General features: G+C 72.9%; 31 protein-coding genes and 1 pseudogene. 21 read left to right on the forward strand and 11 right to left on the reverse strand.

The window, feature by feature from the left end; translation table 11 throughout:
- Window positions 1–12 precede the first annotated feature (12 nt).
- Genes Ae505Ps2_RS26695 through Ae505Ps2_RS26705 form a run of 3 tightly spaced genes read left to right on the forward strand, consistent with a single transcriptional unit; the run spans window position 13 to window position 1,671 of the window.
- Entirely contained in the window at window positions 13–195 is a 183-nt protein-coding gene (locus Ae505Ps2_RS26695) for a DUF4177 domain-containing protein (RefSeq protein ID WP_020623321.1), read from the forward strand.
- Entirely contained in the window at window positions 192–1,409 is a 1,218-nt protein-coding gene (locus Ae505Ps2_RS30615) for a DUF1990 family protein (RefSeq protein ID WP_249265358.1), read from the forward strand. The genes Ae505Ps2_RS26695 and Ae505Ps2_RS30615 overlap by 4 nt, the downstream gene beginning before the upstream one ends.
- Entirely contained in the window at window positions 1,372–1,671 is a 300-nt protein-coding gene (locus tag Ae505Ps2_RS26705) for a hypothetical protein (RefSeq protein WP_175581828.1), read from the forward strand. The genes Ae505Ps2_RS30615 and Ae505Ps2_RS26705 overlap by 38 nt, the downstream gene beginning before the upstream one ends.
- Window positions 1,672–1,744: 73 nt before the next feature.
- On the opposite strand, the gene Ae505Ps2_RS26710 is transcribed toward Ae505Ps2_RS26705, so the two are convergent.
- Window positions 1,745–2,212, reverse strand: a complete 468-nt coding sequence (locus Ae505Ps2_RS26710; RefSeq protein ID WP_020623323.1) for a hypothetical protein — start codon at window positions 2,210–2,212, stop codon at window positions 1,745–1,747.
- A 702-nt stretch (window positions 2,213–2,914) separates the two neighbouring features.
- Here Ae505Ps2_RS26710 and Ae505Ps2_RS33770 point away from each other — a divergent pair.
- Window positions 2,915–3,169 carry a hypothetical protein gene (locus tag Ae505Ps2_RS33770; protein ID WP_249265360.1) on the forward strand — a complete coding sequence of 85 codons (255 nt, stop codon included), beginning with the start codon at window positions 2,915–2,917 and terminating at the stop codon, window positions 3,167–3,169.
- A gap of 86 nt (window positions 3,170–3,255) precedes the next feature.
- Window positions 3,256–4,626 carry an MFS transporter gene (locus tag Ae505Ps2_RS33775; RefSeq protein ID WP_075554327.1) on the forward strand — a complete coding sequence of 457 codons (1,371 nt, stop codon included), beginning with the start codon at window positions 3,256–3,258 and terminating at the stop codon, window positions 4,624–4,626.
- Between the two features lie 8 nt (window positions 4,627–4,634).
- Here the strand turns inward: Ae505Ps2_RS33775 and Ae505Ps2_RS26725 are convergent, their stop codons facing one another.
- A complete protein-coding gene (locus tag Ae505Ps2_RS26725; RefSeq protein ID WP_075311210.1) occupies window positions 4,635–5,231 on the reverse strand; it encodes a hypothetical protein in 597 nt (198 codons plus the stop codon).
- A gap of 131 nt (window positions 5,232–5,362) precedes the next feature.
- The gene (locus Ae505Ps2_RS26730; RefSeq protein ID WP_170917091.1) at window positions 5,363–5,797 is read right to left on the reverse strand and encodes a MarR family transcriptional regulator; all 435 of its coding nucleotides are present in this window, start codon (window positions 5,795–5,797) and stop codon (window positions 5,363–5,365) included.
- A gap of 57 nt (window positions 5,798–5,854) precedes the next feature.
- On the opposite strand from Ae505Ps2_RS26730, the gene Ae505Ps2_RS26735 reads away from it, so the two are divergent.
- The 3 genes from Ae505Ps2_RS26735 (at window position 5,855) to Ae505Ps2_RS26745 (ending at window position 7,469) form a co-directional block, all read left to right on the forward strand.
- Window positions 5,855–6,352, forward strand: a complete 498-nt coding sequence (locus Ae505Ps2_RS26735) for a phenolic acid decarboxylase (protein ID WP_075311208.1) — start codon at window positions 5,855–5,857, stop codon at window positions 6,350–6,352.
- A gap of 10 nt (window positions 6,353–6,362) precedes the next feature.
- Complete coding sequence (locus Ae505Ps2_RS26740) at window positions 6,363–6,830, forward strand: hypothetical protein (RefSeq protein WP_075333649.1); 468 nt, start codon at window positions 6,363–6,365, stop codon at window positions 6,828–6,830.
- A 147-nt stretch (window positions 6,831–6,977) separates the two neighbouring features.
- A complete protein-coding gene (locus Ae505Ps2_RS26745) occupies window positions 6,978–7,469 on the forward strand; it encodes an inorganic diphosphatase (protein ID WP_020622612.1) in 492 nt (163 codons plus the stop codon).
- A 28-nt stretch (window positions 7,470–7,497) separates the two neighbouring features.
- Here the strand turns inward: Ae505Ps2_RS26745 and Ae505Ps2_RS26750 are convergent, their stop codons facing one another.
- Together Ae505Ps2_RS26750 and Ae505Ps2_RS26755 are read right to left on the reverse strand one after the other, a co-directional pair.
- Window positions 7,498–8,685: an MmpS family transport accessory protein gene (locus Ae505Ps2_RS26750; protein ID WP_139320216.1), complete on the reverse strand. Its 1,188-nt coding sequence runs from the start codon at window positions 8,683–8,685 to the stop codon at window positions 7,498–7,500.
- A 285-nt stretch (window positions 8,686–8,970) separates the two neighbouring features.
- Entirely contained in the window at window positions 8,971–9,456 is a 486-nt protein-coding gene (locus tag Ae505Ps2_RS26755; RefSeq protein ID WP_063718602.1) for a MarR family winged helix-turn-helix transcriptional regulator, read from the reverse strand.
- A 57-nt stretch (window positions 9,457–9,513) separates the two neighbouring features.
- On the opposite strand from Ae505Ps2_RS26755, the gene Ae505Ps2_RS26760 reads away from it, so the two are divergent.
- Window positions 9,514–10,293 (forward strand): SDR family NAD(P)-dependent oxidoreductase, encoded by a 780-nt coding sequence (locus Ae505Ps2_RS26760; RefSeq protein ID WP_075554095.1) that lies wholly within the window; start codon window positions 9,514–9,516, stop codon window positions 10,291–10,293.
- A gap of 67 nt (window positions 10,294–10,360) precedes the next feature.
- On the opposite strand, the gene Ae505Ps2_RS26765 is transcribed toward Ae505Ps2_RS26760, so the two are convergent.
- Window positions 10,361–10,966 (reverse strand): TetR/AcrR family transcriptional regulator, encoded by a 606-nt coding sequence (locus Ae505Ps2_RS26765; RefSeq protein ID WP_075311202.1) that lies wholly within the window; start codon window positions 10,964–10,966, stop codon window positions 10,361–10,363.
- Window positions 10,967–11,013: 47 nt separating this feature from the next.
- Here Ae505Ps2_RS26765 and Ae505Ps2_RS26770 point away from each other — a divergent pair, with 47 nt between their 5' ends.
- Both Ae505Ps2_RS26770 and Ae505Ps2_RS33780 read left to right on the forward strand, forming a co-directional pair.
- Entirely contained in the window at window positions 11,014–11,892 is an 879-nt protein-coding gene (locus Ae505Ps2_RS26770) for an SDR family NAD(P)-dependent oxidoreductase (protein ID WP_075311200.1), read from the forward strand.
- Between the two features lie 50 nt (window positions 11,893–11,942).
- The gene (locus Ae505Ps2_RS33780) at window positions 11,943–12,230 is read left to right on the forward strand and encodes a hypothetical protein (RefSeq protein WP_233147618.1); all 288 of its coding nucleotides are present in this window, start codon (window positions 11,943–11,945) and stop codon (window positions 12,228–12,230) included.
- Window positions 12,231–12,309: 79 nt separating this feature from the next.
- Here Ae505Ps2_RS33780 and Ae505Ps2_RS26780 read toward each other — a convergent pair whose 3' ends face one another.
- Window positions 12,310–12,642: a Dabb family protein gene (locus tag Ae505Ps2_RS26780; RefSeq protein WP_083695133.1), complete on the reverse strand. Its 333-nt coding sequence runs from the start codon at window positions 12,640–12,642 to the stop codon at window positions 12,310–12,312.
- A 122-nt stretch (window positions 12,643–12,764) separates the two neighbouring features.
- Between Ae505Ps2_RS26780 and Ae505Ps2_RS26785 the strand changes: the two genes are divergently transcribed.
- The 7 genes from Ae505Ps2_RS26785 to Ae505Ps2_RS26815 are packed head-to-tail and all read left to right on the forward strand — an operon-like array spanning window position 12,765 to window position 20,413.
- Window positions 12,765–13,739: an LLM class flavin-dependent oxidoreductase gene (locus tag Ae505Ps2_RS26785; protein ID WP_075311196.1), complete on the forward strand. Its 975-nt coding sequence runs from the start codon at window positions 12,765–12,767 to the stop codon at window positions 13,737–13,739.
- Window positions 13,740–13,753: 14 nt separating this feature from the next.
- Window positions 13,754–14,527: an enoyl-CoA hydratase-related protein gene (locus tag Ae505Ps2_RS26790; RefSeq protein WP_075311194.1), complete on the forward strand. Its 774-nt coding sequence runs from the start codon at window positions 13,754–13,756 to the stop codon at window positions 14,525–14,527.
- 2 nt (window positions 14,528–14,529) lie between these two features.
- Entirely contained in the window at window positions 14,530–15,669 is a 1,140-nt protein-coding gene (locus Ae505Ps2_RS26795) for an acyl-CoA dehydrogenase family protein (protein WP_212567672.1), read from the forward strand.
- Window positions 15,662–16,699, forward strand: coding sequence for an acyl-CoA dehydrogenase family protein (locus Ae505Ps2_RS26800; protein ID WP_075554097.1), 1,038 nt, complete (start codon window positions 15,662–15,664; stop codon window positions 16,697–16,699). The genes Ae505Ps2_RS26795 and Ae505Ps2_RS26800 overlap by 8 nt, the downstream gene beginning before the upstream one ends.
- Window positions 16,696–18,288 (forward strand): AMP-binding protein, encoded by a 1,593-nt coding sequence (locus tag Ae505Ps2_RS26805; RefSeq protein WP_075554098.1) that lies wholly within the window; start codon window positions 16,696–16,698, stop codon window positions 18,286–18,288. Before Ae505Ps2_RS26800 ends, Ae505Ps2_RS26805 begins: the two co-directional genes overlap by 4 nt.
- A 4-nt stretch (window positions 18,289–18,292) precedes the next feature.
- Window positions 18,293–19,153 (forward strand): SMP-30/gluconolactonase/LRE family protein, encoded by an 861-nt coding sequence (locus Ae505Ps2_RS26810; RefSeq protein WP_075554099.1) that lies wholly within the window; start codon window positions 18,293–18,295, stop codon window positions 19,151–19,153.
- Window positions 19,154–19,207: 54 nt separating this feature from the next.
- Window positions 19,208–20,413 carry a TetR/AcrR family transcriptional regulator gene (locus Ae505Ps2_RS26815; protein WP_075311183.1) on the forward strand — a complete coding sequence of 402 codons (1,206 nt, stop codon included), beginning with the start codon at window positions 19,208–19,210 and terminating at the stop codon, window positions 20,411–20,413.
- 190 nt (window positions 20,414–20,603) lie between these two features.
- On the opposite strand, the gene Ae505Ps2_RS26820 is transcribed toward Ae505Ps2_RS26815, so the two are convergent.
- Window positions 20,604–20,984 (reverse strand): DUF6506 family protein, encoded by a 381-nt coding sequence (locus Ae505Ps2_RS26820; protein WP_075311181.1) that lies wholly within the window; start codon window positions 20,982–20,984, stop codon window positions 20,604–20,606.
- Between the two features lie 126 nt (window positions 20,985–21,110).
- On the opposite strand from Ae505Ps2_RS26820, the gene Ae505Ps2_RS26825 reads away from it, so the two are divergent.
- Window positions 21,111–21,584 carry a hypothetical protein gene (locus tag Ae505Ps2_RS26825; protein WP_075311179.1) on the forward strand — a complete coding sequence of 158 codons (474 nt, stop codon included), beginning with the start codon at window positions 21,111–21,113 and terminating at the stop codon, window positions 21,582–21,584.
- A gap of 358 nt (window positions 21,585–21,942) precedes the next feature.
- Here Ae505Ps2_RS26825 and Ae505Ps2_RS26830 read toward each other — a convergent pair whose 3' ends face one another.
- Window positions 21,943–22,683, reverse strand: coding sequence for an alpha/beta fold hydrolase (locus tag Ae505Ps2_RS26830; protein ID WP_075311177.1), 741 nt, complete (start codon window positions 22,681–22,683; stop codon window positions 21,943–21,945).
- Window positions 22,684–22,734: 51 nt separating this feature from the next.
- On the opposite strand from Ae505Ps2_RS26830, the gene Ae505Ps2_RS26835 reads away from it, so the two are divergent.
- Window positions 22,735–23,175, forward strand: a complete 441-nt coding sequence (locus tag Ae505Ps2_RS26835; protein ID WP_075554100.1) for a MarR family winged helix-turn-helix transcriptional regulator — start codon at window positions 22,735–22,737, stop codon at window positions 23,173–23,175.
- Window positions 23,176–23,530: 355 nt separating this feature from the next.
- On the opposite strand, the gene Ae505Ps2_RS32195 is transcribed toward Ae505Ps2_RS26835, so the two are convergent.
- Entirely contained in the window at window positions 23,531–23,698 is a 168-nt protein-coding gene (locus Ae505Ps2_RS32195) for a hypothetical protein (RefSeq protein WP_170917006.1), read from the reverse strand.
- The gene (locus Ae505Ps2_RS26840; RefSeq protein WP_075311481.1) at window positions 23,695–24,894 is read right to left on the reverse strand and encodes an IS701 family transposase; all 1,200 of its coding nucleotides are present in this window, start codon (window positions 24,892–24,894) and stop codon (window positions 23,695–23,697) included. The genes Ae505Ps2_RS32195 and Ae505Ps2_RS26840 overlap by 4 nt, the downstream gene beginning before the upstream one ends.
- Before the next feature lie 358 nt (window positions 24,895–25,252).
- On the opposite strand from Ae505Ps2_RS26840, the pseudogene Ae505Ps2_RS26845 reads away from it, so the two are divergent.
- Window positions 25,253–26,148: pseudogene (locus Ae505Ps2_RS26845) on the forward strand (endonuclease); the annotation flags it as partial.

Raw genomic sequence — 26,148 nt, forward strand, 5'->3', positions numbered from 1 at the left:
AGAGGACGTCCGATGTTCGAACACAAGGTGCTGAAGTACAAGCTCGGCTGGAAGGGCTTCGACTATCCCGGCATGGAGCAGGAGCTCAACGAGCTCGGCTCCCAGGGATGGGAGACGGTCGGGACGATCGTGCCCGCGGTCGGAGCGGGGCAGACCATCGAGATCGGGGTGATCCTCAAGCGGGCACGGGGGTGACCCGGACGGGCCGCGCCGCGTCGATCGGCGCGCAGCGGGTACCCGCGGGCGTGCCCGACTCCGACGCGTCGCCGCGACACCACCCGTTCGACCTCGATCCGCGCTTCGGCGCGGCGCTGCTGCCGTTCGGGGTGGGCGATCAGTCCGACGCCCACGTCGACCTCGACGACGACGGCCTGCGGGTCCGCTTCGGGTTCTTCTCGCTCGCCACACCGGTCCGGAACCTGGCGGGTGCCCAGCTCACCGGCCCGTTCCGCGCGGTGAAGGCGCTCGGCGCTCGGCTGTCGCTCGCCGACCGGGGCGTGACGTTCGGCAGCGCCACCGAGCGGGGTGTGTGCATCCGGTTCCACCGCCCCGTCCCGGCACTCGACCCGTTCGGCGCGCTGCGACACCCCGGGATCACCGTGACCGTCGCCGACCCGGAACGGCTGGTGGCGGCGGTGGAGCGCTACGCGGAACGGACCCGGCTGACCACGGCACGGCGCACGGAACCGACGCCCCAGCCGGGCCCGGTGCGCCGCGCCGGAGCGGTGTTGCGCTATCCCGCGGGACTCGCCCTCACCGCCACGCGCTACCTGCGCCGCCTGCCGCACATCGACCGCGCCGAGGCGGTCGGCGATGCCTCCGACCTGCCGCCGGCGCCGCCGGAGGAGCTGGTCGACGCGCACGTGAAGGCGGTCGAGGAGGGGTCCGGACCGCTGCTGCACCGCGTCTTCACCGTCGACGTGCGCGACAGCGGTCTCGACGCGGCCGCCCTGATGGAGCGGGTGTGCGCCGACCTCGACCGCCTCGCCCCGTCCGAGGTCGTCACCTTCCGCAAGACGCGCGGGCGGCTCGGTGAGCTCGTCGTGGGTGACGAGTACGTGGTGCTCATGCCGGCACCGTGGAACGGGCCGGTCCGGGTGGTGCACCGCGACGCGACGTCGTTCCGGTTCGCGACACTGGCCGGTCATCTGGAGGCCGGGCAGATCGAGTTCTCCGCGAGCGACGACGACCGGGGAATCGGGTTCCGCATCGAGACCTGGTCGCGGCCCGGGGACCGGGCGGCGGCGCTGGCGTTCGACGTGCTGCGGATCGGCAAGGAGATCCAGTTGCACATGTGGACGCACTTCTGCCTGCGCGCCGGGGACCTGTCGGGCGGCCGCGTCCCCGACGGGGTGCGGGTGCGGACCTGGCGTGCGTCCTGGCCGCCGCGGGGTGGCCCGCGGTCGTGAGCCGCGGGGCCCGGCGGGACACGGCCTCTCCGGAGAGGGGACGGGGCGCCGCTACCTCGGCCACGCCGACCAGGGCAGCCACGTGGTGCTGTTCGTCCGGGACTCCCCCGGCGACGACATCGGCCCCGGCGCACCGTTCCTGTGCCTAGGCGCCTGCACCTACGTGTCCCACGAGGGCCGCAAGCCGATCGCGATCACCTGGAAGGTGCGCCGCGCCATGCCGGGTGAGACGTTCCGGGCGGCGAGCGTCGTGGCGTCCTGACCCGGATCGGGCATCGTGCCGGACGCGGCGCCGCCGGCCGGGGACAGATCCGTCCGAACACTCGCCCACCGGTTCAGCCTCCCCCACTCGACGCTGCGGCCGCGTTCTGCTGCTCCCACACCGAGAGCACGACCGCGACGACGAACAGCTGCGCCGGCAGGCTCAGGCCCGGCAAGGTCGCCTCGGCCCCGCCTCGCCACCAGCTCGACTTCCGGATCGTCCCGACGGTCCTGTCGCCCTCGACGAGGTGCTGCTCGGAGCTCCACACCGAGGCCCGGCGGAAGCGGTAGGACCGGCCGTCGGCGGTGACGGTCCAGTGCTTGCGACCAGCCCGCTCCGCCGTGGCGACGACGTTCCCCGCGGAGTCGGTCATCGTGTAGGTCCTGCCCCAGACGGTCGATACGATCCGGTACTCGCGGCCCTCGACCTGGATCTGCCCGCCGGAGCGCCACCAGTGCGAGCTGAAGGTGCTGACCGGCGCACCGTCCTGTGTGAACTCGTAGTCGCGGCGCCATACGCTCGTCCGCTCGGCACGCAGCATGGGGTGATCGAACCATCCGGGTCCTCGGCACACCGCGCAGGCCGGGTGGGCGGGGACTCGGCCAGGCTGTCGGCGGCACGCATCCCATGCGGTCCCGTCAGCGTTCTGTCAGGTCTGCGACCCACGAGGCTCACCGGGTCGGAGGTGAGCTGACCATTGCCCACCACTTAGCGTCGCGTTAGGCCGAACGGCCGAATGCTGCCGCCGTGCTCTCAACAGATCATGACTCCCGGACGGCACGGATCTTCGCAGCGGTACCGCTGCTGCTGGCCGCGGCGGCAGGCGCCCTGGACGGGGCCTCGTTCACGGCGTTCCACGACGTGGTCGTCAGCGCCATGACCGGCAGCTTCGTGGCGATCGGCCGCGGGCTGGGGTCGGCCCCGGCGCTCGCTCCCGCGGCCTGGGCGCTGGGCGGCTACGTGCTGGGCGTGGTCGCCGGCACCGTGACGGCCGGTCTGGCCGAGCGGAGGCTGCCGGCCCGGGGCGCCGTCGGTGTCACGCTCGGCCTGGAGCTCGCGGTCCTGTCCGCGTTCGGCCTCGCGTGGCTGCTCGGCGGGCCCGGACACACCTTCCCCGTCGAGCCGATGATCGGGACGGCGACCCTGGCCATGGGCCTGCAGGGGGCGGCGCTGCGCCGGGTCGGCCCGGCCGGCACCCCCACCAAACTACTTCACCGGGGTCGTCACGAACTGGGTGTCGGGCATGGTCGACCCGGCCGGGCGCAGCTGGAACCCCGGCGCCGGCGCCCGCATCGCGGTCTTCGTCGTCGCCGTCGCGGCGACGGGCTCGCTGCACCGGGTCCTCCCGGTCGGGGTCGTCGCGGTGCCGGTGACCCTGGTCGCGGCCGCGACGGCACTCGCCGCGGCCGCGGCGCGCTCCCGGCGACCGGTCGGGCTGCGCCCGGACGACCGCCCCGCGGACCGTGCCCGGTCGATGGTGGCCACGGGCAGGGCGTGAACGTGGACGGTGACGCAATCGTCCCCGTCGGGCAGTCTGTCCCGGGTGGCCGCAACGGCGCGGCCGCGCCGAGGACCGGGGGCCACATGACGACCGAACGCGCACGATTCCTGCCCACCGAGCAGGGCGCACAGGCCCCCAACGCCGGCCGGGTGCTGGCGCTGCTGTTCGCCGCCAACACGTTCAACTTCTACGACCGGGCCGTCCCGGCGATCGTCGCCGAGCCGATCAAACTGGAGTTCGGGCTCTCCGACCTGCAGATCGGCGTCCTGGCGGCGGCGTTCACCGTCGTCTACGCGGTCTGCGGGCTCCCCCTCGGGCGGCTCGCCGACCACCGCTCGCGGGCCCGGATCATGGGCTGGGGCATCGTGGCGTGGAGCCTGCTGACCGCCGCGAGCGGCGCGGCCTGGAACTACGTCTCCCTGCTGCTGATGCGCGTCGGCGTCGGTGTCGGTGAGGCCAGCTACGCGCCCGCCGCGAACTCGACGATCGCCGACCTCTACCCGGCGGGGAAGCGGGCGCGGGCGTTCGGGCTGTTCCAGCTCGGGCTGCCGGTCGGGCTCGTCCTCGCCTACTTCTCGGTCGGCGCGATCGCCGAGGCGTTCGGGACGTGGCGGGCGCCGTTCGTGCTGGCCGCGATCCCGGGGCTGCTGATCGCGGCCGGGTTCTTCCTGGTGCGCGAGCCCCGCCGCGGCGCGTCCGAACCGGCGTCGAGGACCGCGGCCGCGTCGGCGTCGGCCTCCACGCCGCCGCCGACGCCGGTCGACCGGCCGTTCCGCCGGGTCCTTGCCGTCCCGACCATGTGGTTCCTGATCATCGCCGGGATCGGCGCGAACCTCGCCTCGTACTCGGTCAACACCTTCACCGTGCCGCTGTTCCAGCGCTACTTCGGGGCGTCCCTGACCGGGGCGGCGGTGCTGACCGGTGTCGTCGTCGGCGTGACGGGGCTGGTCGGGCTGCTCGTCGGCGGCTGGGTCTCCGACCGGGCCGCCCGCCGTTCGACGGGTGCTCGGGTGCTGGTCGGTGCGGTGGCGACGCTGGTGTCGGCCCCGCTGACCTGGTTCGCGCTGTCCGTGGGGCCGGAGGCGACGGGCACGTTCGTCGTGCTGTTCGGCGCCGGGTGGCTGTTGCAGTACCTCTACTACACCTCGGCCTACCCGGCCGTCGCCGACGTCGTCGGGCCACGGCTGCGGTCCACGGCGACGGCGGTGTTCTTCGCCGCTTTCTACCTGCTCGGCGGCGCCGTCGGGCCGGTGATCGCCGGCGCGCTGTCGGACGCGTTCGCCGCGGACGCGCTGGCCGCGGGCGCGAGCGCGGCCGAGGCCGCGGCGAGCGGGCTGCGACAGGCCCTCGCGGTGATCGTGCCGCTGTCGATGGCGATCGCGTCGGTGGGGCTGTTCCTCGCGGCGCGCTCGGTGCGCCGGGACAACGAGCGGATGACCGCGGCCGCCGGCTGACCGGGAGCTCAGCCGGGCAGCCGGGTCCAGTCGCGGTCGTCGACGTCGGTGCCGAACGCGTCGAGGGTCACCGTGGTCGAGTCCTGCCGCTGCTCGGGGAGCCGGATCCGGCGCACGTGGGCGCCGTCGAGCCACACCTCGCCCGGCTCGCCGTCGGCGGTGGTGACGGTCAGCCGTCGCCACCGCTCGCCGCGGTCGGGGACGACGCCGTGGTCGACGGCCTCGGTGACCTCGGCGAGCCGGTCGAAGGCCGCGAGCGGGGTGACGATCCGGCCGGGGTCGGTGAGGCCCAGCGTGTCGAGCCTGCGCCCCGGCCGTCCGCTCCAGACCTGGTCATCGATCTGCAGGAACGCGATGTGGTCGTGGCCGGCCATGGCGCGGCGCCGGGCGAGGTCGAGGACGCCGCGGGTCACCACCTGCCGGGGCACCCGGCGCAGGACGGCCCGGGCCAGGGCCGGCAGCGGGCGCCGTCGTCGCGGGAGCGCCTCCCCCATGGCGCGGGTCCCCGACAGGTCCATCAGCAGGGTGGCGCGGGCGGTACCGGCCGCGACCGTGCGGCCGATGGCGTCGCTCAGGCGGACCATGGCCGGGCACTCGGTCGTCATCGTGGGGCCTTTCGCAGGTGGCTCGGGGACGTCTCCGAGCCTGCCCGTCGGCGCGCTCCGGCGAATCGGTCCACAGGACGATTCGCGCCTCCACCGCAGGGAGGAGGCGAGGTCCGGACAACAGTGCCGCGTCAGCCCGCGTCGAGGGCCGCGGTGAGCCGGGCCAGCACCGGGGCGGCGACGGCGAGCGCCGCGCGGTCGGCCGGGGCGAGCCGGTCCAGCGCCACACCGAGCAGGGTCTCGGCCGCCGCGTCGTAGCGACCCAGTGCCTCGGTCGCCCGCGGCGCGACGGCGACGAGCACGGTGCGCCGGTCGGCGCCGTCGCGTCGCTGCACGAACTCGTCGGCGGTGAGCGTGCGCAACAGGTTGCTGACGGTGGAGCGGGCCAGACGCAGCCTCGCAGCCAGCTCGCTCGGGGCGAGCGGCCCGGCCGCGGCCAGCGTGCGGAGCAGCTCGATCTGCGCTTCGGAGAGATCCGGCAGGTCGGCGGCGGTCCTGGCGCGGCGCAGCAGGGTCCGCCGCAGCGGACCGAGCTCACGGACGAGCAGCGCGGCGGTCGTCGTCACCGGCACAGTGTCGCACGTCGCATTGCCACAAAACAGTTTTGAAGCAAAACTATCTACATGGACGAGAACGATCTGACCGCCGTCGTCGGCCACCGGTTCATCTACACCTACGAGAACGGCTGGCAGTACGAGATGTACGTGAAGAACGACCACACCATCGACTACCGGATCCACAGCGGCCACGTCGGCGGGCGCTGGGTGAAGGACCAGGAGGTGGACCTGGTCCGGCTCGACGAGGGCGTCTACAAGGTGTCCTGGAACGAGCCGACCGGCACCTCGGTCGTCGTCTGCGTGATGCCGGTCCGCCGGCGTCTGCACGGCACCATCTTCTTCCCGCGCTGGGTCGCCGACGACGGCAGGGAGACCGTCTGCTTCCAGAACGCGCACCTCGACCGCATGCGCGAGCTGCGCGACGCCGGGCCGACCTACCCCATCGAGACGATCCCGGAGTTCGCCGAGATCACGCTGTTCGAGCACGTCGGCGTCGACGACGAGTCGGTCATCGCCGTCGGCCCGGAAGAGCTGCCCGCCGGCTTCGCCGACCGGAGGAACTAGCCTGCGCTCCGTGGAGTTCGCCGAGGCCGAGGCCACCTACCGCGCCCTCGTCGAGGACCTGCTGGCCGGCCGGGCCACCGTCGCCGACGCCGTCACCCGGTTCGCCGGGCCGCTGCGGGCGGCCTGGGTCGACGACCGCGCCGACGACGAGGTCGAGGGCCTGGCCTGGGCCGCGGGCGGTGCGGTGGCCACCGCCGCGACCGACCCGGCGCACCACGAGCTGCTCGCCGAGCTGCTCGCCGCGGTCCGGGCGCTCGGACCGCTCGTCCGCGCACCCGGTGGCCAGGCCTGCACGGTGTGGGGGCTGACGGTGTTCACCGACCTGCCCTGCGTCGGCGCGCAGCTGCGTGAGGCCCTCGACGTCCACCCGACCGCGGCACCGGCGCTGTTCGCGTTCGCCGATCGGCTCGACCGAGCCGGGACCCTGGACTTCTCCGGCTGGGCCGGCTGGGCCGACGGGGTCACCGACGGCCGATGACCCTGAGCGCGGCCGTGCCGGGCGGGCACCGCCCGCCGCCGACGGGCACCGCCGAGCGCGCCACGCGGTCCCCGCCCCTCCGCGGGGTGCGCCCCGACGGGCGAGCGTGTATGCCCTTGTCCTGACGCCAACGCGTCGGAGGAGCCCGTGGAGTTCGACATGCTGGTCGAGGTGCCGAAGGGCAGCCGCAACAAGTACGAGGTGGACCACGAGTCCGGGCGCATCCGGCTCGACCGCACCCTGTTCACCGCCACCCAGTACCCGGGCGACTACGGCTTCGTCGAGGAGACGCTCGGGGAGGACGGCGACCCCCTCGACGCACTCCTCGTCACCACCGGCGAGCCGTTGTTCCCCGGCGTCCTCGTGCTCGTGCGCACCATCGGCATGTTCCGGATGACCGACGAGGCGGGTGGCGACGACAAGCTCCTCTGCGTCCCGGCCCACGACCCGCGGCTGGAGAACCTGCGCGACATCCACCACCTGCCCGAGTTCCACCGCCGGGAGATCCAGCACTTCTTCGAGATCTACAAGGACCTGGAGCCGGGCAAGAGTGTGGAGGGCGCCGACTGGGCGAACCGGGCGGCGGCCGAGGCCGAGCTGGAGGAGTCACGGAAGCGGTTCCGGGAGGCCGGACACTGACCGCGGCACCACCCGCCGGGGTCGCCGGTCAGTGCCGGGCGACGCAGGACACCGCGGAGTAACCGCTCCCGGCCGTCTCCTCGGAGATGACGGCACCGTCGACGAGGATCCGGCACGAGATCTCGCCGTCCCCGCCGGAGGCGATCACCGAGTACTCGGCGGGCTCGTCCGAGGCCGTGACGGCCCGCCGCCAGGGCAGCGGGACCTCGGAGGCCTGGCCGACCGACGACCCACCGCCGAAGGTGATCATCCGTGACGTGCCGGAGCCGTTCACCTCGAAGGTGACCTCACCCGGCGCGCCCCCGGCGGCGTCGGGAGCCGGCGCGCCGTGGGGCGCGGTGTCCGCCTCCGGGGTGTCGGCGGCCGGGACGACGCCGGGCTGGCCGCCGCCGGTCGACGCCCCGAACGCGACCGACCCCTCCCGCCACGCGGCCGGGGTCTGGTCCCCGGTGCCGCCGAACACGGCGAACCCGATCGGCACGGCCGCGGCAGCCGCCGCGGCGACGCCGACGACCCACGGCCATCGGCGTCGACGGGGCTCCGCCCGCACCGCCCGTCGGCGTCCGCGCCGCGGCGGGTCCTCCGGGCGGTCGTCGGGCTCCACCCCGATGTCGTCGGCGTCGGTGTCGAGGTCGGCGCCACGGTCGAGGTCGGTGTCGAGGTCGAGGTCGAGGTCGAGGTCGCGCGGGTCGTACCCGAGGTCGTGCGGGTCGGCCGGCCGGGCCTCGACGAGCGGCAGTCCGCGCGCGTCCCACGCCGTCTCCGGGGCCCGGTCGACGCGTCGGGGGCGGGCGGCACGGAGGTCGGGCACCGGTCCGGTCTCCGGACCGTCCCACGGGTCCGGGTCGTCCCCGGGGCCGGCGGTCGCGAACCCGCCGAGGCCGTACCGACTCCCGTCGCGGTCCTCGGCCCGCCGGCGGCCGCCGTGGCGGGGACGACCACTGTGGTCGTGCCCGGGCGGGGACACGACCGCCGGCGGCCGGCGCACTGGGTGCGGCCGGGGCCGCACCGTCGCGCTCTGACGCGCTCCTTCGGCGTACGGGTCCTCGGGGTACGGGTCCTCGGGGTAGGGCTCCTCGGTCGGTGATCCCCCGGGAGTCCGGTCGGACGAGGGCGCGCCCGGTCCGGCGCTCTCCGGTGCACGGCGACGCCCGCGCCGGGAGCCGTGGTCGATCCGGCCCGCTCCTCGCCGGGCGAGATCGTCACGCTCCGTCATCGACCCGGGACGACCCCGCGTCCCGACCGATCGACCCCCGGGTTCCCCTGCGGGCGGGAAGACGATCCCGGCGACGAGGTCCTCGGGCGAGAGATCACGGGCCGGGCGCTCCACATCGCCGCCCGACCGGTCCATCACCTCGACCGACCGGCGTCGTCCGCGGCGGGCCACCGGGGACGACTCGTCCCCGAGCACCCAGCGACCCGAGTCCGGGTCCCATCTCGGTCCTGACACGACGCCCCCCTGCGGTAGCCGTCCCGATTCAACGAATCGGAGGCGCACCGGTTACGGACCGCGGTCGCCATCACCCCGTTCGGCCCCACCACCGCGGGGGTCCTCCCGGTCGGCGAGCCGGACGAGCGTGGCCCAGAACTCGTCGCCCCTCGGGCTGGAGGTGGGGGCGAGCAAGACCCGGCGGACGGCGTCGGCGTGCGCGGGCCGGGCTGCCCGCAGCGAGCGCAGGCCCGATTCGGTGACGACGACCCGACGCCGCCGGTCGGCGTCGGTGTCGCGGTCGACCAGCCCCCGTTCGGCCATCCGTCCCAGGTGGCGCGACAGCCGCGCCCGCTGCCATCCGAGCATGTCCCCGAGCTCCTGCTGGGCCATCCGTCCGCCCCCGTGCTCGACGACCCGCGACAGCACCGAGAAGTCCGCGACCGACAGCCCCGACGCGTCGCCGATCGCGGTGGCGACCGCAGCGTTCACGGCATCGTTCGCGCGCTTCCACGCGACCCACCGGGCGGTCTCGGCCTCGTCCAGCGGCGGTGTCATGCAGATCATCCTACCGGCCGGTTGTCATGTAAACCCAGCAGGTCCACCATTATTTACATGACAACACCTGACACACGCTCGGTCCTGATCACCGGAGGCAGCGCGGGCATAGGTCTCGGGCTCGCGAGGCGTTACCGGCGAGCGGGACACCGGGTCCTGGTCACCGGGCGGGACGCCGGGCGGCTCGCCGCGGGCGCCGCCGGCGAACCGGGTGTCGAGACCTTCGCCGGTGACCTGGCCGATCCCACGGAGCGTGAACGGCTGGCCGAGCACGTCCGCCGGGTACTGCCCGCGCTCGACGTCCTGGTCAACAACGCGGGTATCCAACGGCGGGTGGGGATCGCCGCGGACGACGCCCCGTGGTCGGAGGTCCAGAACGAGATCGACGTGCTCCTGTCCGCTCCGCTGCACCTGTCCCGGCTGCTCGTCCCGATGATGCTGGACCGGGGCGGGCCCGCTCTCGTGGTCAACGTCAGCTCGGGTGGCGCCTTCGTCCCACAGACGTTCGCCCCCGTCTACAGCGCGGCGAAGGCGGCGGTGCACAGCTACACCGTGACCCTCCGGGAGGCGCTGGACGGAACCCGCTGCCAGGTCGTCGAGCTGATCCCGCCCGCCGTGGCGACGGGCCTCGCCGGACCGGGCGCGGCCCACGGCGCCGACCCGGACGAGTTCTGTGACGCCGTGTTCCCCCTGCTGGACGGGTCCCGGCCGGAGGTCGGGTTCGGCCCGACCGCCGAGCCCGGCATCACCGCACGGATCGATGCGGAACGCCGGGCGTTCCTCGGGTCGGCCGCGCGGGCGGGCGTTCCCGGGTTCGCTCCGGCGTCGCGGCACTGATCGGCTCCACGGTCACCGAGGCACCGGAGTCGACCGGTCGCCCGCGCGGCGGGGCGCATCCGGGCGCTCAGGGCGCGAGCGCCCGGCACGCGCGCCGCACGACGGCGTCGCCGTAGGCGTGGTCGAGCACCCCGGTCCGCAGCTGCCACCGGTGGAAGACCGGCGCGACGACCAGCTCGAACGCCTCGACGTCGCCCACGGAGCCGTCGATCTGACCGGCGGCCCTCGCCGTCGCGAACCGGTCGGCGAACAGGGCGATCTGCGGGGCGAAGACCTGTTCCAGCACCTGCGCCCCGATGCCGGTGTCGACGAGCGCCTCGACGCACAGCGCCCGCAGGAGCGCGTCCCATCCGGGGTCCGCGAGCTCGTCGACGACCGACCGCAGCACCGCGGTCAGGTCGGCGACCAGGTCACCGGTGTCCGGTATCCCGCCGCCGGCGGCGGCCGCCGCGTTGCGGTGGGCCACGGCGTCGACCAGCAGGGCACCCCGGTGCGGCCACCGCCGGTAGAGGGTCGCCTTGCCGACACCGGCACGCGCGGCGATCGCCTCCATCGTCACCTGCGGATACGGCAGCTCCGTCGCCAGGGCCAGCGCCGCGGAGAGCGCGGCCGTCCGTGCCCGTTCGGAGCGACCGACCGGTGCCGACGGGCGGTCACGGCTGTCGTCGTCCACCCGGCCACGATATCAATCGATACGGAACGTTCCGTATCGTTGTGGGCATGAGCGCCCGCCCCGCCGAGGAGAGCCCCGTGACCGAACGACCTGTCTGGTTCGTGACCGGCGCCGGCCGCGGCCTCGGCCGGGCGCTGACCCGGGCCGCGCTCGACGCCGGGGAACGGGTGGTGGCCACCGTCCGCCGCGCCGACGCACTCGCCGACCTGGACCGGGAGTTCCCGTCGACGCTGCACGTGGCGGTCGCCGACGTCCGCGAGCGGGACGCGGTCCGAGCCGCGGTCGCCTCCGGCATTGCGCGTTTCGGCCGGCTCGACATCGTGGTCAACAACGCCGGGTACGGCCTCGTCGGCGCGATCGAGGAGGTCGACGAGACCGAGGCGCGCGGCATCGTGGACACGAACCTGCTCGGCCCGCTGTGGGTCGCGCAGGCGGTGCTCCCCCATCTGCGCGCCCGGGGCGCCGGGCACATCGTCCAGATCTCCACGACCGGCGCGGTCGGCGCCATGCCCACCCTCGGTCTCTACAACGCGGGCAAGTGGGGGTTGGAGGGCTTCTCCCAGGCGCTCGCCGGTGAGGTTTCGCGCTTCGGCGTCCGCGTCACCGTGGCCCAGCTCGGCGGGTTCGACACGGACTGGGCGGGCTCGGGGATGCACTTCGCGAGCCCGTCGGCGGACTACGACGACCTGCGGCGCGAGCTGTTCGGCACGGCCGAGGTGCCGTGGCGGACCGAAGGCCCGCTCGGTGCGCCCGTGGCGGAGGCGGTCGAGGCCCTGCGCCAGCACGTCCACGCACCCGACGGCCCGTTCCGGCTCCTGGTCGGGGCGGACGCCCCCGACCAGGTCACCGCAGCGCTGCAGGCCCGGTGCGAGGACTACGCCGCGGACGACCGCTTCGTCTGGCCGGCTCCGGCCGCCACGACCTGACCCACCGGGACCGGCCTCATGCCGTCCCGGCCCGCACTGCGCAGCTCGCGATGCCCGACGAACGGCAGGGCCATCCCGATCAGCGGGGCCTCCCGGGCCGCCGGATCGTGCTCGACCGCGCGCTGCCGCACCACCGCGCCGATCCGGTACCCGTGCTCGTCCGGGCCCGCCGAGGTCAGCTCGGGCACGGCCGGGAGGAGTGGGCCGAGCCGCGCATGATCACCATCGAACTGGGGCTGGAGATGGAGCACGCGGCCCTGCGGTTCTGGAACGCGCTGGCCACCGACGACCTCGACCGGCTCCGTCGCGAGCGGGCCGAACGCGACCCGCGCAGCTGACCGGCCCGCCACGCCACGGGCCCGACGGCGCCCGGTGCGCGCAACGACGGGTCAGCACCGGAGCCCGGGCCACCGAGGCTCAGTCCGGTTCGACGACGTGGAACTGGACGCTGTGCACGGACCGGACGTGGTCCCGGGGCACCGCGAGATGGGCCGGGTGGGCGAGGTAGGTCCGGAAGTCCTCGACGCTCGCGAACTCGGAGACGACCGCGTAGTCGGCGTTCGTCGGACGCTCACCGAGGTCGGAACCCTGCCGGGTGCGCAGGGGGACGCCGACCTGGCCGGGCAGCCGCGCGATCGCGTCCCGGAACGCCTCGACGTCGGCCGTGGTCGCGGACTCCGTGAACGTGAGCGTCAGACAGTGCACCAGCATCTCGACCTCCATGTCGACCCAGTGAGCAGTGATGGACATTCGCGCATCGACGACTGCTGATCGATCTGTTCGCCCATGCTATCCAGTTATCGCTGATTGACAAGCTATGTCCATCGGCCCTAACTTCCGACTCCCGACCCCTTCGACCGGGAGACCCGACAATGAAGCTGGGATGCTCGTTCGCCACGTCGCTGGAGACTCCGGAGCACATCCGCATCGCGGAGGAGCTCGGCTACGAGAGGGCGCTGTGCTACGACTCGCCCGCGCTGTACCCGGACGTCTGGATGGTGCTGAACCAGGCCGCGGAGCGGACCGACCGGATCGTGCTGGGGCCGGGGGTGCTGATCCCGAGTCTGCGCCACCCGATGGTCACCGCCTCGGCGATCACCACGCTGGTGCACACGGCCGGGCCGGACCGCGTCCTCATCGGGATCGGGAGCGGTTTCACCGGCCGCCTCGCCATGGGCAGACCACCGGTGCCGTGGGCGCGGGTCGAGCACTACACCGAGGTCGTGCGGGCCCTGCTGCGCGGCGAGCAGGTGGAGTGGGAGGGCGCGACCATGCAGCTCATCCAGCCCGACGCCCGCTTCGGCCCGGCCCTGCCGATCTCGGTCCCCTGGGGGGTCGCGGGCGAAGGCCCGAAGGGCACGGGGGTCGCCCGGTCCCTGGGCGCGGAGCTGTTCCGGATCACCGCGCCCGAGCCGGGCTTCGGGCCGCAGATGATGATGCTCATCGGCACCGTGCTCGACGAGGGCGAGGACCCGGGCTCCGAGCGCGTGATCGACGCCGCGGGCCACGGCGCGGGGCTGTTCCTGCACTGGGCCGTCGAGCACGGGGTGATCGACGAGCTGCTCGGCGAGAGCGGCCACGCGTGGGCCGCGGCCTACGACCACATCCCCGAGGGCGTCCGTCACATCGCCCTGCACGACCGGCACGTGGTCGGGGTCAACGAGATCGACCGGCCTTTCGTGACCGGCGAGGTGATCACCGCGGCCGGGCTCGCGCTGACCCGTGACCAGTGGCGGGACCGGTTCGCCGAGCTGGAGAAGGCCGGCTGCGACTGGCTCCACTTCCAGCCCGCGGGCAGCGACGTCCCGCGCGAGCTCGAGGCGTTCGCCGCCGCCTACCACCGTTGAGGAGAGGACACCCCGTGAGCGATCTGCAGTTCCTGAAGTGGGAGACCGAGGGCCCGGTGGCCACCGTGTGGCTCGACCGCCCGCCGGTGAACGCGGTCGACCAGCAGTTCTACCGTGAGATCCGCGCGTTCTTCGGCGACGTCGAGCGTCACCTCCCCGAAGCACGCGTCGTCGTGCTCGCCGGGCGGGGGAAGCACTTCTGCGCGGGCAACGACCTCGACGCGTTCCGGACCCTGGACCCCGACAACGCCCCGGAGCAGCTCGAGCAGGCCCGGGAGGCGTTCTGGGCGATCTACGACTCCGCCTACCCGGTGATCGCGGCGGTCCACGGGGCCGCCGTGGGGACGGGTCTGGCGATCGCGGCATCGTGCGACCTCGTCGTCGCGGCGGAGGGTGCCCGGTTCGCCACCCCCGAGGTCACCGTCGGGGTGCTGGGCGGCGCGAAGCACCTGTCCCGGCTCGTGCCGCAGGGCGTGGTCCGGCTGATGCACTACACCGGCGACCTCTACCCCGCCGAGACGCTGCTGCCCTACGGCGGCATCGTCGAGATCGTCCCGGAGGAGCAGCTCCTCGCGAAGGCCCGGGAGCTGGCGCGATCCATCGCCCGGCACAGCCCCGTCACGCTGCGGCTGGCCAAGCGCAGCCTCAACGGCATCGAGTACCGCGACCTCAGGTCCGGCTACGAGTTCGAGCAGGACCGGACCCGTGAGCTGTCCGGCTACGAGGACTCCAAGGAGGCCGTGAACGCGTTCCTCGAACGCCGCGAACCGGTCTACACGGGACGGTGACCGTGGAATCCCTGGAGGACTTCCGGGCCCGGGCCCGGGCCTGGCTCGCCGCGACCGGGGCCCCCGAGGTCCCGTCGGACCCCGACGCCCGGTTCGCGGTGCTGAGCCGCTGGCAGAAGACCCTGTCCGACGCCGGCTGGCTGGGCCTCGCCTGGTCGCGGGAGGCGGGCGGTGGCGGGCTCACCCATGCCCACCAGCTGGTGTTCGTCGAGGAGCTCGTGCGGGCCCGTGCCCCCCAGCCCGTCGGCCTGATCGGTCTGGAGGTCGTCGGGCCGTCCATCGACCGCTACGGCACCGACCGGCAGCGTCGCGAGCTGCTGCCCCGCATGCTCTCCGGCGAGGACATCTGGTGCCAGGGCTTCTCCGAGCCCGACGCCGGGTCCGACCTCGCCTCCCTGCGCACCCGCGCGGTCGCCGACGGCGAGGACTACGTGGTCAGCGGCCAGAAGATCTGGACCAGCTGGGCGCACGAGGCGCAGTGGTGTGCGCTGCTGGTCCGTACCGACCCGACCGTGCGCAAGCAGGCAGGCATCAGCTACCTGCTCGTCGACATGACGAGCCCCGGCATCGCCGCCCGGCCCATCCGGCAGATGACCGGCGACCGGGAGTTCTGCGAGGTCTTCCTGGACGAGGTCCGGGTACCGCGGCGGAACCTGCTCGGGGACGAGAACGACGGCTGGACGATCGCCACCCACACGCTGGGCAGCGAGCGCGGGGCGGCCACCCTGCGCCGCCGGGTGGAGCTCGAGGTCGCGCTGGAGGACGCCGTCGGCGAGCTCCGCGCGCACGGTGTCGCCGGGGCCCGGGCCCGGGCCGCCGTCGGGCGGGCACAGGTCGCCATGCGGGTCCTCGACGCGCAGACCCGGCAGACCACCGCCCGGCTCGTCGCCGACGCCGGCCCGACACCGCTGGACTCCGTCGACAAGCTCGTGCTCAACGACGTCGAGCAGACCGTGTTCGCCGAGATCGCGGGGCTGCTGGGCGCACTGCGCGCGGTGCCCGGCGCCCGGCCCGGCGGCCTGCGGTCCGACCGCTGGGCCCGTGAGCACCTCTACTCGCGGGCCGCGTCCATCTACGGCGGCTCCGCCCAGATCCAGCGCACCATCGTCGCCGAACGACTCCTGGGGCTGCCCCGTGGCTGATCACGACGACTTCGCGTCCGCCGTGGACGACTACCTCACCCGGTCCCACACCGGTGAACGGCGGCGTGCGCTCCTGGACGGCGGGGACTGGGACGCGGGCCTGGCATCCGAGCTCGCCGGACTGGGCTGGTACTCCCTGGCCGTGCCGCAGGACCGGGGCGGGATCGGCGCACCACCGGCCGCTCTCGGCCATGTGTTCCTGGAGTACGGACGGCACCTGCTTCCCGGGCCGCTGCTGGAGAACAGTCTGCTGCCGGCGCTGGTCGAACAGATCGTCCCGGCCGCCGACGGGACACCGCCCGCGCTCGTCGACCCCGGGGCGTCGGTCCCGGGCGACCTCGGGTCGGTCGCGGTCACCGGGCGGGAGGTCGTCGGGTCCGTCGCCGCCGTCCGGTTCGCCGCGCAGGCGGGGGTGCTCGTCGTCGTCGACGGTACGACGGTCTGCCTGGTCGACCCGGACGCTCCCGGGGTGCGCGTCGAGCCCCTGGCCAGTGCCGATCCGGGGGTCGCGTTCGCGTCCGTCTCCTTCGACGGCGCGGTGGCCCACACCCTGGTCACCGACGACGGGCTCGGGGACCGGATCCGGTCGTGGGGCCGGTTGCTGCTCGCCTGCGAGCTCGGCGGTCTCGCCCGCGGCGCGCTGGACCGCACCGTGGCCCACGTCGGGCAGCGCGAGCAGTTCGGCCGGCCGATCGGCGGCTTCCAGGCCGTCAAGCACCTCGTCGCCGACATGTCCGCGCGGTCGACCGGCCTGCACAACCTCTGCCTGGCCGCCCTCGCCGACGCCGGCGGGGCGTCGCCTCCGGAGCTGGACCTGATCGCCTCGACGGCCAAGGCACACGCTGCGGACGCCGCCGTCCGGGTCTGCGAGGACGCGATCCAGCTGCACGGCGGCATGGGCTTCACCACCGAGACCGACGTCAGCTGGTACTACCGGCGCGCCCTGGCGCTGCGCGGCTGGTACGGCGACGAGACCGAGCTGCGGCACCACGTCGGCGCGGCGCTCCTGGACCCCGAGAGGCAGTCATGAGAGCGACCAGGACCGACGACGAGCAGGCCCGGCGCAACGTCGAGGCCGGTCACTGGGCGGGGAACCTCGTCGACGGCCACCTGGCCACGGCCGCGGCGCGCAGCCCCGAGGCGACCGCCGTCGTCGACCGGGGGCGGCGCTGGACCTACCGCGCGCTCGACGAGGCGGTGAACCGGTTCGCCTCGGCGCTGCACGGGCGCGGGGTCGGCCCCGGCGACGTCGTGTCCTGGCTGCTCCCCAACCGGGCCGAGGCGGTCGTCGTGCACCTCGGGGCGATCCGGCTCGGCGCGGTCAGCAACCCGATCATCCCGATCTACCGACACCGCGAGACGGCGTTCATCCTGCGCCAGGCCGGCTCGAAGGTCGCCGTGGTCCCGCGGCTGTTCCGCGACTTCGACTACCCGGCCATGCTCGACGAGATCCGCGACGAGGTCCCCGAGCTGGAGACCGTCGTCGTGGTGGACGGCGGGGACGGCACGCTGAGCTTCGACGCTCTCCTCGGCGAGGGCCGGGCGGACGGTGTCCGGACGCCCCGGGCCCCGGACGACATCGCCCTGCTGCTCTACACCTCCGGTACGACCTCGGCGCCCAAGGGCGCGTTGCACAGCCACGACACCCTGGACCACGAGAACCGCAGCATCATCGACTTCTTCGGGCTCTCCGCGACCGACGTCGTCTTCATGCCCTCGCCGGTCGGCCACATCATCGGTGTCCTCTACGGACTGCAGCTGCCGTTCATGCTGGGCAGCGCGGTCGTCCTGCTCGACGTGTGGGAGCCCGGTCGGGGTCTGGAGCTCATCGAGGAGCACCGGTGCACGTTCACGGTCGCGGCCACGCCGTTCCTGCACGGGCTCGTCCACCACCCCTCGCTGGCCGAACGCGACGTGAGCTCGCTGCGCGTCTTCGCGTGCGGCGGCGCCGACGTCCCGCCGGAGCTGGTCCGGGCCGCGACCACGGCGCTGGGCTGCACCGTCAGCCGGGGCTACGGGTCCACCGAGTACCCGACGGCCACGGCCTGCAACGCCGACGATCCCGTGGACAAGCGCGCGCGGACCGACGGCAGGCCGATCGGCGCCACCGAGGTACGGCTCGCCCCGGACGGTGAGCTGCAGGTGCGCGGGCCCGAGCTGTTCCTCGGCTACCTCGACGCCTCGCTCAACGCCGCGGCCTTCACCGACGACGGCTGGCTGCGTACCGGCGACCTCGCCCACATCGACGACGACGGCTACGTCGAGATCACCGGGCGCCAGAAGGACATCATCATCCGCGGCGGGGAGAACATCAGCGCCAAGGAGATCGAGGACCACCTCTTCGAACACCCCGCGGTCGCCGACGTCGCCGTCGTCTCCTCCCCCGACCCGGTGCTCGGGGAACGGGTCTGCGCCGTCGTCGTCGCGCAGACCGGTCGCGAGGTGACCCTGCCGGCGCTCGTCGAGTGGCTGACCGCGCGGCGGATGGCCCGCCAGAAGCTCCCCGAGCGCCTGCTCCTGGTCGACGACCTGCCCCGCAACCCCAGCGGCAAGATCCAGAAGTTCCGGCTCCGCGAGCTGGCGCGCGAGCACACGACCCTCGAATCGACACGGAAGTGACGCGATGAAGCTCCACACCCCGACCGGGTTCTCCACCGGACACCAGTTCCTCGAAGGCCTGCGCTGGCACGACGGCGCGCTCTGGGCCAGCGACTTCTTCGCCGGCACGGTGCTGACCTTCGCCCCCGACGGGGACGCCGCCACGGTCGCCCGGGTTCCGGGCGCACCGTCGGGCCTGGGGTTCCTGCCGGACGGCACCCCCCTGGTGGTCTCCCAGACCGACGCGACGATCCAGCGGATCGGGACGGACGGCGCGCTGAGCACCTACGCCGACTTCAGCGACATCGCCGGTGGCCCCGGGAACGACATGCTCGTGACGTCCGACGGGCACGCCTACGCCGGCAACTTCGGGTTCGCCGTCGGAACCGAGGACCCGCGGCCAACGGCGTTGGCGCACGTCGACCCCCACGGCACCGTCCGGCGTGTCGAGGGCGACGTGCTGTTCCCCAACGGCATGGCGCTCACGTCCGACGGGCGCCTCCTGCTCGCGGAGACCTTCCTGCACCGGATCACCGCCTACCACCGCGCGCCCGACGGGACCTTGTCGGACCCGCACGTCTGGGCACAGCTGCCCGAGACGTTCATGCCGGACGGCATCGCCCTCGACACCGACGGAGGGGTGTGGTTCGGCAATGCGCTCACCACCGGGGACGACGCCGGCTTCTACCGGGTGGTCGAGGGCGGTGAGCTGACCGACAAGGTCCCCGTGACCGGAGCGCAGGCGGTCGCGTGCGCGTTCGGCGGCGAGGACCTCGCCACGCTGTACATGAGCTGTAACGCCACCACGGTCGAGGAGTTCGTCCGTGGGCAGTCGACGGGGGCCGTCGCCACCGCGTCGGTGGGGCGGCGGGGCACGCCCACCTGAGATCGGGCCGTGGTCTCCCTCGCTAGGATCGGGACGGCGAGAGGAGACCACGGCATGGACGCGGCGAGCGCGCCACCGCGGTCCCGGCCCCGCAACCGGCGGGCCGAGATCGCCCGCAACGCAGGGGAGCTCTTCAGCCTCCGCGGGTTCCACGCCGTCCGGATGGACGACATCGCCGAGGCCAGCGGGATCACCGCGCGGGCCCTCTACCGCCACTACGCCAACAAGCGGGCCCTGCTCTCGCACGTCGTGCTCGAGGACCAGCAGCACGTCGTCGACACGATCACGACGCTGGCCGCGCTGCCGCCCGGTGAGCGCGGCCTCGACACCACGCTCGGCGCGCTCACCGAGGCCGCGCTGGACAGCCGCCGGCTCTCCCTGTTGTGGCAGCGCGAGGCCCGCCACCTCGACGCCCAGGACTTCCAGCTTGTCCGCGACAGGACCCGCTGGATCGGCAGGCAGCTCGACGAGCTCCTCCTCTCCCCCTCCCGCGGCGACCTGTCCCCCGAGGTGACCGACCTCCGCAGCTGGGTCATCGTCAGCATCATCTCCGGAGCGGGCTTCTACGACACCCCGCTCCCCCGCGCCCGGCTCGCCCAGCAGCTGGCCGAGGCGAGCAGGCGGGTGATCGCCGCCCCCGCGGCCACCGTCGCGGACGGCTCGGTGGGGACCTCCGACCGGGCGCCGTCCTCCCGCCGCGAGCAGCTCGTCGGGGCCGCTGCGCGGGAGTTCCGCGCGAAGGGCTTCGCCGGGGTGAGCATCGACGACATCGGCGGCCGGGTCGGCGTCGTCGGGCCCGCCCTCTACCGGTACTTCGACACCAAGGCCGACATCCTGGTCGCCGCCGTCACCCGGCTGCACGAGTGGCTCGCGCTGGAGACGACACGCGCACTACGCACCCCCGGCCCGGACGAAGCGGTCCTCGGCCTGCTCGTAGCGGGCTACGTGCGCGTCGCGCTCGAGGCGACCGACCTGCTCGCCGTCCGGCTGACCGAACGGCTCTACCTCCCCGACGCCGCCCGCGAGCGCATCGACCGCATCCAGGCCGACGAGGTGGCGGAGTGGCAGCGATGGCTCTCGGCGGCCCGCCCCGACCTGCCCGACGCCGACGCCGCGACGCTGGTCAGGACCGCGAGGACGATCGTCGACGACTGCGCACGGATCCCCCACCTCCGGCGCTACCCGGTGGCGGCGGGCGAGCTGACGGGCGCCGCCCTCGCCGCGCTCGGTCTTCCCCCTCCCGCGGAGCACCGGGCCTAGGTGTGTCTCCTCGCCCGTCCGGTCGCTGATCACCGTCGGGTGGTCGAGGTCCCCTGGCACACCGACCCCGCCGAAGCCGCGACGGGGCCCGCGGCGAGCGCGCCCCTCCCCCGCGGCCGGCTCCGCCGTGCGCATCTCGCCGACGAGCCGGCTGCGCACGGGGTGAACGCACGCCGTGGACCAGGCGGCGCTATCGGCGACCGGGTGCCGGTGAGGACGCCGCGTCGGGGGTGGAGGCGGCGGCCGACAGCGCCGCGGTGGCCGCCGTCGCATAGGCCGCGGCAGCCGGGATCTGGTCCACCCCGAACACGACGTGCCCGACGGCTGCGTGCTCGCCGACGGCGGCGGCGACCGCGGCCACGTCACCGCTGCCGAAGCCGCCGCACAGCTCGATCAGCGTGACCTGTTCGTCGCGGACGAGGCCGGCGGCGACGGCGGGGGCGTCCGCCGTCGAGGCGACGGCGACGATCAGCGAGCGCTGCCCCCCGGAGTCGAGGACGAGGCGGTCACGCGCGGGATCGGCGCCGGGGTGCTCGAACAGGTAGGCCCAACAGGCCGTCGAGGTGCTCATGCGGTGAGCTTCGGGGCTGACCCCGGCTTCAGGTCAAGACCTGGGCGGAATCCCCCGCTGACACGGGGTCCGCGCTCGCCGGAAAACCGCTCCCGAGCGGCCGTGGCAGTCCGGTAGTTGTGCGGCATGAGTCTCGACGAACAGTGGCCCACACCGGAGCTGATCCAGGCGGCGGTGGACCGGTTCACCGCCCGGATGCCCGGCTGGACCCCGACGGCCGCCTACGGGGTCGCGTTCGTCCCGACGGACGACGGCACCGGGTGGTCGTTCCCGGTGGTCAACGTCGGCTGGCTGCACCGCCTCCCCGCGCTGGTCCTCGGGATCGTCACCGGCCGACGGACGGGCACGGGAACCTACGACCTGACGCCCGCCGCTCTGCAGAGCGCGGTGGATCTCCTGGCCCCGGCCGAGGCCGCGCTCATGTACCGACACCCGAACCTCGCCGCGTGGCGAGCGATGCTCGGGCGCATCGCGGCAGGTCAGGACGGGCGGATAGTGGCGGTGTTCGTCGATTCGCTCGACGACGAGCCGAGCAGCCCGCTCGACGCCGTGTTCCGCGCGCAGATCGCCCGGGGCGAGTGCTCGGAGCTGCACGTGTGACCGGTCGGCCACTCGCCCCGGGGCTCCCGTAGCGTCGCCGCAGTGCCTCGTTCCGAGCCGTCGGGTCGTCCGCGGGAGGATGGGTCGAGCGACTCGCTGGCCCTGACGTTGACCTCGGTGTTCAACTCCGTCGCCGGTCTGCTGGGGTTCCTGATCCTGGCATGGGTAGAGCCGCAGCGCCTTGCGGGGCAGACCGGTGGCGCGGGCGAACCCGCCGGTCGTGAACTCGTCCACGTCGCCTCCTTCGTCAACCGAGCCACATGCCCGGCAACGACGACGCTCCGGGTGGCCCCGAGGGCCGGGTCAAGCGGCTCGACGCCAGGATCTCGCGACCGGTGAGGTGCCGGTTCGGCCGGTCTCAGAGCCGAGCGAGGAAGGGGTCGATAACGGCCCACGTCGCGGCAGGCGCTTCGAGGTGGGGAAGGTGCCCGGCAGCGGGGACCTCGGCGAAGGACGCGCCCGGGATCGCCGCCGCGACCGCGCGACCGTATGCAGGCGTGACGATCCGGTCGCTGGCGCCGTACACGACCAGCGTCGGTACTGCGATCGCCCCCAGTCGGCCGAGGAGGGTCGCATCGCTCAGTGTCGGTCCGGCCAGGGCGGCCATCGCCCGTCCGTTGGACTGCTGGACGGCGCGCTGCTCGTCCGTCAGTGAAGCCGGGTCCCGGTAGCCACGCTCGGGGTCATGCCAGGCCGCTTCGGCGAGCCCCCGCGCATCGAGGGCGAAGAAGTCGGCACCTGGCTCGCCTTCGACGACCGCACCTGTCCCGTTGATGTCGAGCACTGCGCCCACCGTGCCGGCGAACCGGTCGTCGGCCGCGGCCTGCAGCGCCATCTCGAGTGCCACCCAGCCGCCGATGGACGAGCCGACGACGATGACGCCGCACTCGCCCTGTTCACGAAGTCGTGCGAGGTAGTGCGTCGCGAGATCGGCGATGGAAGCGACGCTGTCCACTCCGGGGGTGCCGTCCCAGCCGGGGTGGGTGGGGGCGATGACGCGCATCGACGCGGAGAGGTGCTCGACGAGCGGCGCGACGGTGCCAGGACCACCCCCTCCATGGAGGACGAGCGCGGTGCGGGTGGTGTCGGGGCGAGCCATGGTCACTCCTGTATCAACATATTGATCTAAGTATGTTGATACAGTAGCACCGTGGCAACGGATCTCGAACTGCTCGGCCAGATGATCAAGCGGGCGCAGTACCGCAACCACCGGGCGTTGGATGCCGCCCTGCAGGAGGCCGGCGTGACACTCGTGCAGTGGGATGCCCTTCGCGCGATCGACCGGATGCCGGGAGCATCCGGGCACACGCTCGCGACGGCGACCTTCCAGAGCGATCAGGCGTTCGGCACGCTCGCGAATCGGATGCTCGGTCGCGGGTTGATCGAGCGCACGGCGGGGCGGGGTCGACGCCTCGAGCACACCCTCACCGAGACCGGGCGGGCCGCCCTGGCCGAGGGGCACCGCATCGCCGCCGGAGTGCTGGACAGCCTGTTCGCGGCGCTCGACGAACCGACGCGAGCGACGCTGGCCCGGGTCCTGGGCGACTTGGTCGCTCAGGACCCGGGGCCTGAACCGCCCTGGGTGCCGTAGAGACTCTTTCTCGGAAACGAAGATGAGGTCCTGCCCTCAGATCGATCCCCTGGGAGCCGACCACACGGCCATACGCCGAGGAGGAGACGGCCCGGGGCAGGTACAGATGGTCCGCACCCTGCCTGCTGAACTGGGCCACGCTCACGGCACGGTTCGGCAGGTCACAGTCTGACTCGGCCAGCGGGGCGTTGCCGTGGCCCACCAAGGACCTTCTGTGGTTGTAAGCATGGGCGCCTTTGACAGCTCCACACCCTCCGCAGGAGGTCCTCGCCATTCAAGATCAGTAAGGTCGTGTCGTCACATGACCTCGACCGACGTCTCTGGTCAGTACACCTAGTACTGCAACGGCAGTTGATCAGCTCGGGGGTCGTTCGCCGCGTCGGCGGTAGTGGCAGTCGCGGGCCTGTTGTTGGCGTTCACGGCGCCAGGTCGACCAGTGCATGACGTGGTCGATGCAGGTGAGCGGGGTGAAGGCGAGCGCGGCGAGGAGACGGCGGATCTCGTTGCCCGACAGCTGAATCAATGCGCGCCGGCTGGCTGAGGATCCCCCTTTTCGGCCTCGCGTGCGTGTTCGGCGGCGCGGGTGACGGCGAGGTAGGCCGCGGTGAGCATGGCCAGGGTGATGTGGGCGTGCCAGGCTCGGTAGGAGCGGACTTGGTAGTGGTCGAGGCCGGCCTCGTTCTTCGCGGTCTGGAAGCATTCCTCAATCGCCCACCGCGCCCCGGCGACTCGAACGAGGTCGCGCAGCGGCGTGTTCGCCGGGGCGGCGCAGCGGTAGAACGCCAGCTCACGGATGGTCTTGCCCTCTGCGGGCTCGGTCTGGCGGCGCACCAGCAGCCAGTGCCCCCAACCCGCCGGGAGGCCGTCGATGGCCAGCGCAACCGCGGTCCAGTCATAGACCCGCATCCCGTGCGCGCCCGGCCCGATCGCGCGGCGCTCCCACCCGTCGTGCCCGGTGTCGAGATCACGCGCCCCGGCGATCGTGGCCAGGGCCTTGGCCGGGCGACGATTCCCGTCCGGGCTGGTGAGCATGTCGTCATTGCGGGTGGCCAACACGAACGGGATCTCCCGCTCGGTGAGCCAGTCGCGAAAGCCCGGGTTCTGCCCGTAGACCTCGTCCGCGGTCACCCACGACCCGGACGTGAGTGCCCCAGCGGCGTACGTGCGGGCCAGCATCGCCGTCCCCAGCTGCGGTTTCGTGGCGAACTCGACGTCATCGGGGACATCCGCGCGCTCGCAGCGTTCGCGGTCCTCGGTCCACGAGGTCGGCAGGTAGAGCTCCCGGTCGATCAACGCCCGCCCCCGCTTCGAGGCGTAGGCCAGGAACACACCGAGCTGACAGTTGTCGATCTTCCCGCTGGTGCCGGTGTACTGGCGCTGCACCCCGGCCGAACGCAGGCCCTTCTTGATGAACCCGGTCTCGTCCACGATGAACACCCCCGACGCGGTGTCGGTGAGATGTTGCAGGACGTAGCCGCGCAGGTCGTCGCGGACCCCGTCGACGTCCCAGTCCGCGGTGCGCAGCAGCCGCTGCATCCCGTCCGGCGACATCGCCCCGGCGTGTTCGGCGAGGGTCCAGCCGTTCTTCCGCTCGAGCCCCGCGAGCAGGCCTCGCAGGTAGGTTCCGACCCGCCGGCGCGGCTCGACCCTGCGGAAACGGCCAGAGATCAGCTCCACCACCGCGTCCAACGAGGCCACCCACCCGGCAAGATCAACCACGCGGTGATCATCACCGCCGAACGGCCGTCAGCCTCTCACCACACGCCGAACTGCCGTTGCAGTACTAGATGCCACTCTCAGCGTGAACGGAACTCGAGGGACCGTGACCCGCAGGATCACCGCCACCAGAGAGCCCACCATCGTAGGCAGGAGCAACAGGTGGTCACCCGCACGAGTGGTCCAGTAACACTCCGCTGCTCTTGGCTGATTACTCTCTCGAACATCCGAAGGGGACACGTGGGGGTAACCGGGTGGCTGACGGACTGTCGGAGAAGCAGATCGAGCGGGCCTACCAGGTCTTCTTGAAGCACTGCGAGACGAGCTCACCGGCGGACGCCGTCAAGGAGCTCGAGACCTGATGGTCCCGGCCCCTCTGATCAAGGCCGTGCGGGAGAAGCACGAAGGCGAGACCGTCAGAATTCGCAATCTCGACCAGCCGCCGTCGGTCTGGCGGGATGGACGAACCACCTGGTACACGGGCCCGAAGGACTCCGACCGCAACTGGCCTGCCGTCGTCAAGTCGCTGCAGGCCAAGAACTTCGGTGCCGACAACATCGCGTCGGTCGACGAAGCGTCGACCAAGATCCTCTCCTTGCTCGACCACCCCAAGCAGGACAAGTTCAGCACCCGTGGCCTCGTCGTGGGGTTCGTGCAGTCCGGCAAGACAACGAACTTCACCGCAGTCATGGCCAAGGCAGCGGATCGCGGCTACCGACTCTTCATCGTGCTGTCCGGCATCCACAACACGCTGCGTCGACAGACCCAGATCCGGCTCGCCGGCGACCTCGTGCACGCCAACCCAGACCTCTGGCACGAGGTCACCACCGAGTTGAAGGACTTCACCCCGCCGGGCGGCAACCCGCAGGTCTTCTTCGCAACCAAGGGCCATCACATGCTGCTGGTGGTCAAGAAGAACGCCGCGGTCCTCCGCAAGCTCCGCGACTGGCTGGACAAGGGCGGCGACTACCTCGCTAGGACCCCGACCCTGATCATCGACGACGAAGCCGACCAGTCCACCGTCGCCACGGCGAAGATCAACCCGCTACTTCACCAGGTCATGAGTAAGTTCCCGAAGGTCGGCTACATCGGTTACACGGCCACCCCGTTCGCAAACCTGCTGATCAACCCGGCGGACACGACCGACTTCTACCCTCGCGACTTCATCGTCAACCTGCCGCAGCCCATCGGCTACCAGGGCACCGAGATCCTCTTCGGGCGTGAGCTACTGCCCGGCGAGGACCCGGCCGACCTACC

Source organism: Pseudonocardia sp. Ae505_Ps2 (assembly GCF_001932425.1).
Classification (GTDB): domain Bacteria; phylum Actinomycetota; class Actinomycetes; order Mycobacteriales; family Pseudonocardiaceae; genus Pseudonocardia.

What these genes read in the sequence shown, in the direction of transcription:
- Ae505Ps2_RS26695 (WP_020623321.1), top strand. Translation starts at nt 13, where the DNA reads ATGTTCGAACACAAGGTGCTGAAGTACAAGCTCGGCTGGAAGGGCTTC.
- Ae505Ps2_RS26710 (WP_020623323.1), bottom strand. Translation starts at nt 2,212, where the DNA reads ATGCTGCGTGCCGAGCGGACGAGCGTATGGCGCCGCGACTACGAGTTC.
- Ae505Ps2_RS33770 (WP_249265360.1), top strand. Translation starts at nt 2,915, where the DNA reads ATGGTCGACCCGGCCGGGCGCAGCTGGAACCCCGGCGCCGGCGCCCGC.
- Ae505Ps2_RS33775 (WP_075554327.1), top strand. Translation starts at nt 3,256, where the DNA reads ATGACGACCGAACGCGCACGATTCCTGCCCACCGAGCAGGGCGCACAG.
- Ae505Ps2_RS26725 (WP_075311210.1), bottom strand. Translation starts at nt 5,231, where the DNA reads ATGACGACCGAGTGCCCGGCCATGGTCCGCCTGAGCGACGCCATCGGC.
- Ae505Ps2_RS26735 (WP_075311208.1), top strand. Translation starts at nt 5,855, where the DNA reads ATGGACGAGAACGATCTGACCGCCGTCGTCGGCCACCGGTTCATCTAC.
- Ae505Ps2_RS26750 (WP_139320216.1), bottom strand. Translation starts at nt 8,685, where the DNA reads ATGACGGAGCGTGACGATCTCGCCCGGCGAGGAGCGGGCCGGATCGAC.
- Ae505Ps2_RS26755 (WP_063718602.1), bottom strand. Translation starts at nt 9,456, where the DNA reads ATGACACCGCCGCTGGACGAGGCCGAGACCGCCCGGTGGGTCGCGTGG.
- Ae505Ps2_RS26760 (WP_075554095.1), top strand. Translation starts at nt 9,514, where the DNA reads ATGACAACACCTGACACACGCTCGGTCCTGATCACCGGAGGCAGCGCG.
- Ae505Ps2_RS26770 (WP_075311200.1), top strand. Translation starts at nt 11,014, where the DNA reads ATGAGCGCCCGCCCCGCCGAGGAGAGCCCCGTGACCGAACGACCTGTC.
- Ae505Ps2_RS33780 (WP_233147618.1), top strand. Translation starts at nt 11,943, where the DNA reads ATGCCCGACGAACGGCAGGGCCATCCCGATCAGCGGGGCCTCCCGGGC.
- Ae505Ps2_RS26780 (WP_083695133.1), bottom strand. Translation starts at nt 12,642, where the DNA reads ATGTCCATCACTGCTCACTGGGTCGACATGGAGGTCGAGATGCTGGTG.
- Ae505Ps2_RS26785 (WP_075311196.1), top strand. Translation starts at nt 12,765, where the DNA reads ATGAAGCTGGGATGCTCGTTCGCCACGTCGCTGGAGACTCCGGAGCAC.
- Ae505Ps2_RS26805 (WP_075554098.1), top strand. Translation starts at nt 16,696, where the DNA reads ATGAGAGCGACCAGGACCGACGACGAGCAGGCCCGGCGCAACGTCGAG.
- Ae505Ps2_RS26810 (WP_075554099.1), top strand. Translation starts at nt 18,293, where the DNA reads ATGAAGCTCCACACCCCGACCGGGTTCTCCACCGGACACCAGTTCCTC.
- Ae505Ps2_RS26815 (WP_075311183.1), top strand. Translation starts at nt 19,208, where the DNA reads ATGGACGCGGCGAGCGCGCCACCGCGGTCCCGGCCCCGCAACCGGCGG.
- Ae505Ps2_RS26820 (WP_075311181.1), bottom strand. Translation starts at nt 20,984, where the DNA reads ATGAGCACCTCGACGGCCTGTTGGGCCTACCTGTTCGAGCACCCCGGC.
- Ae505Ps2_RS26825 (WP_075311179.1), top strand. Translation starts at nt 21,111, where the DNA reads ATGAGTCTCGACGAACAGTGGCCCACACCGGAGCTGATCCAGGCGGCG.
- Ae505Ps2_RS26830 (WP_075311177.1), bottom strand. Translation starts at nt 22,683, where the DNA reads ATGGCTCGCCCCGACACCACCCGCACCGCGCTCGTCCTCCATGGAGGG.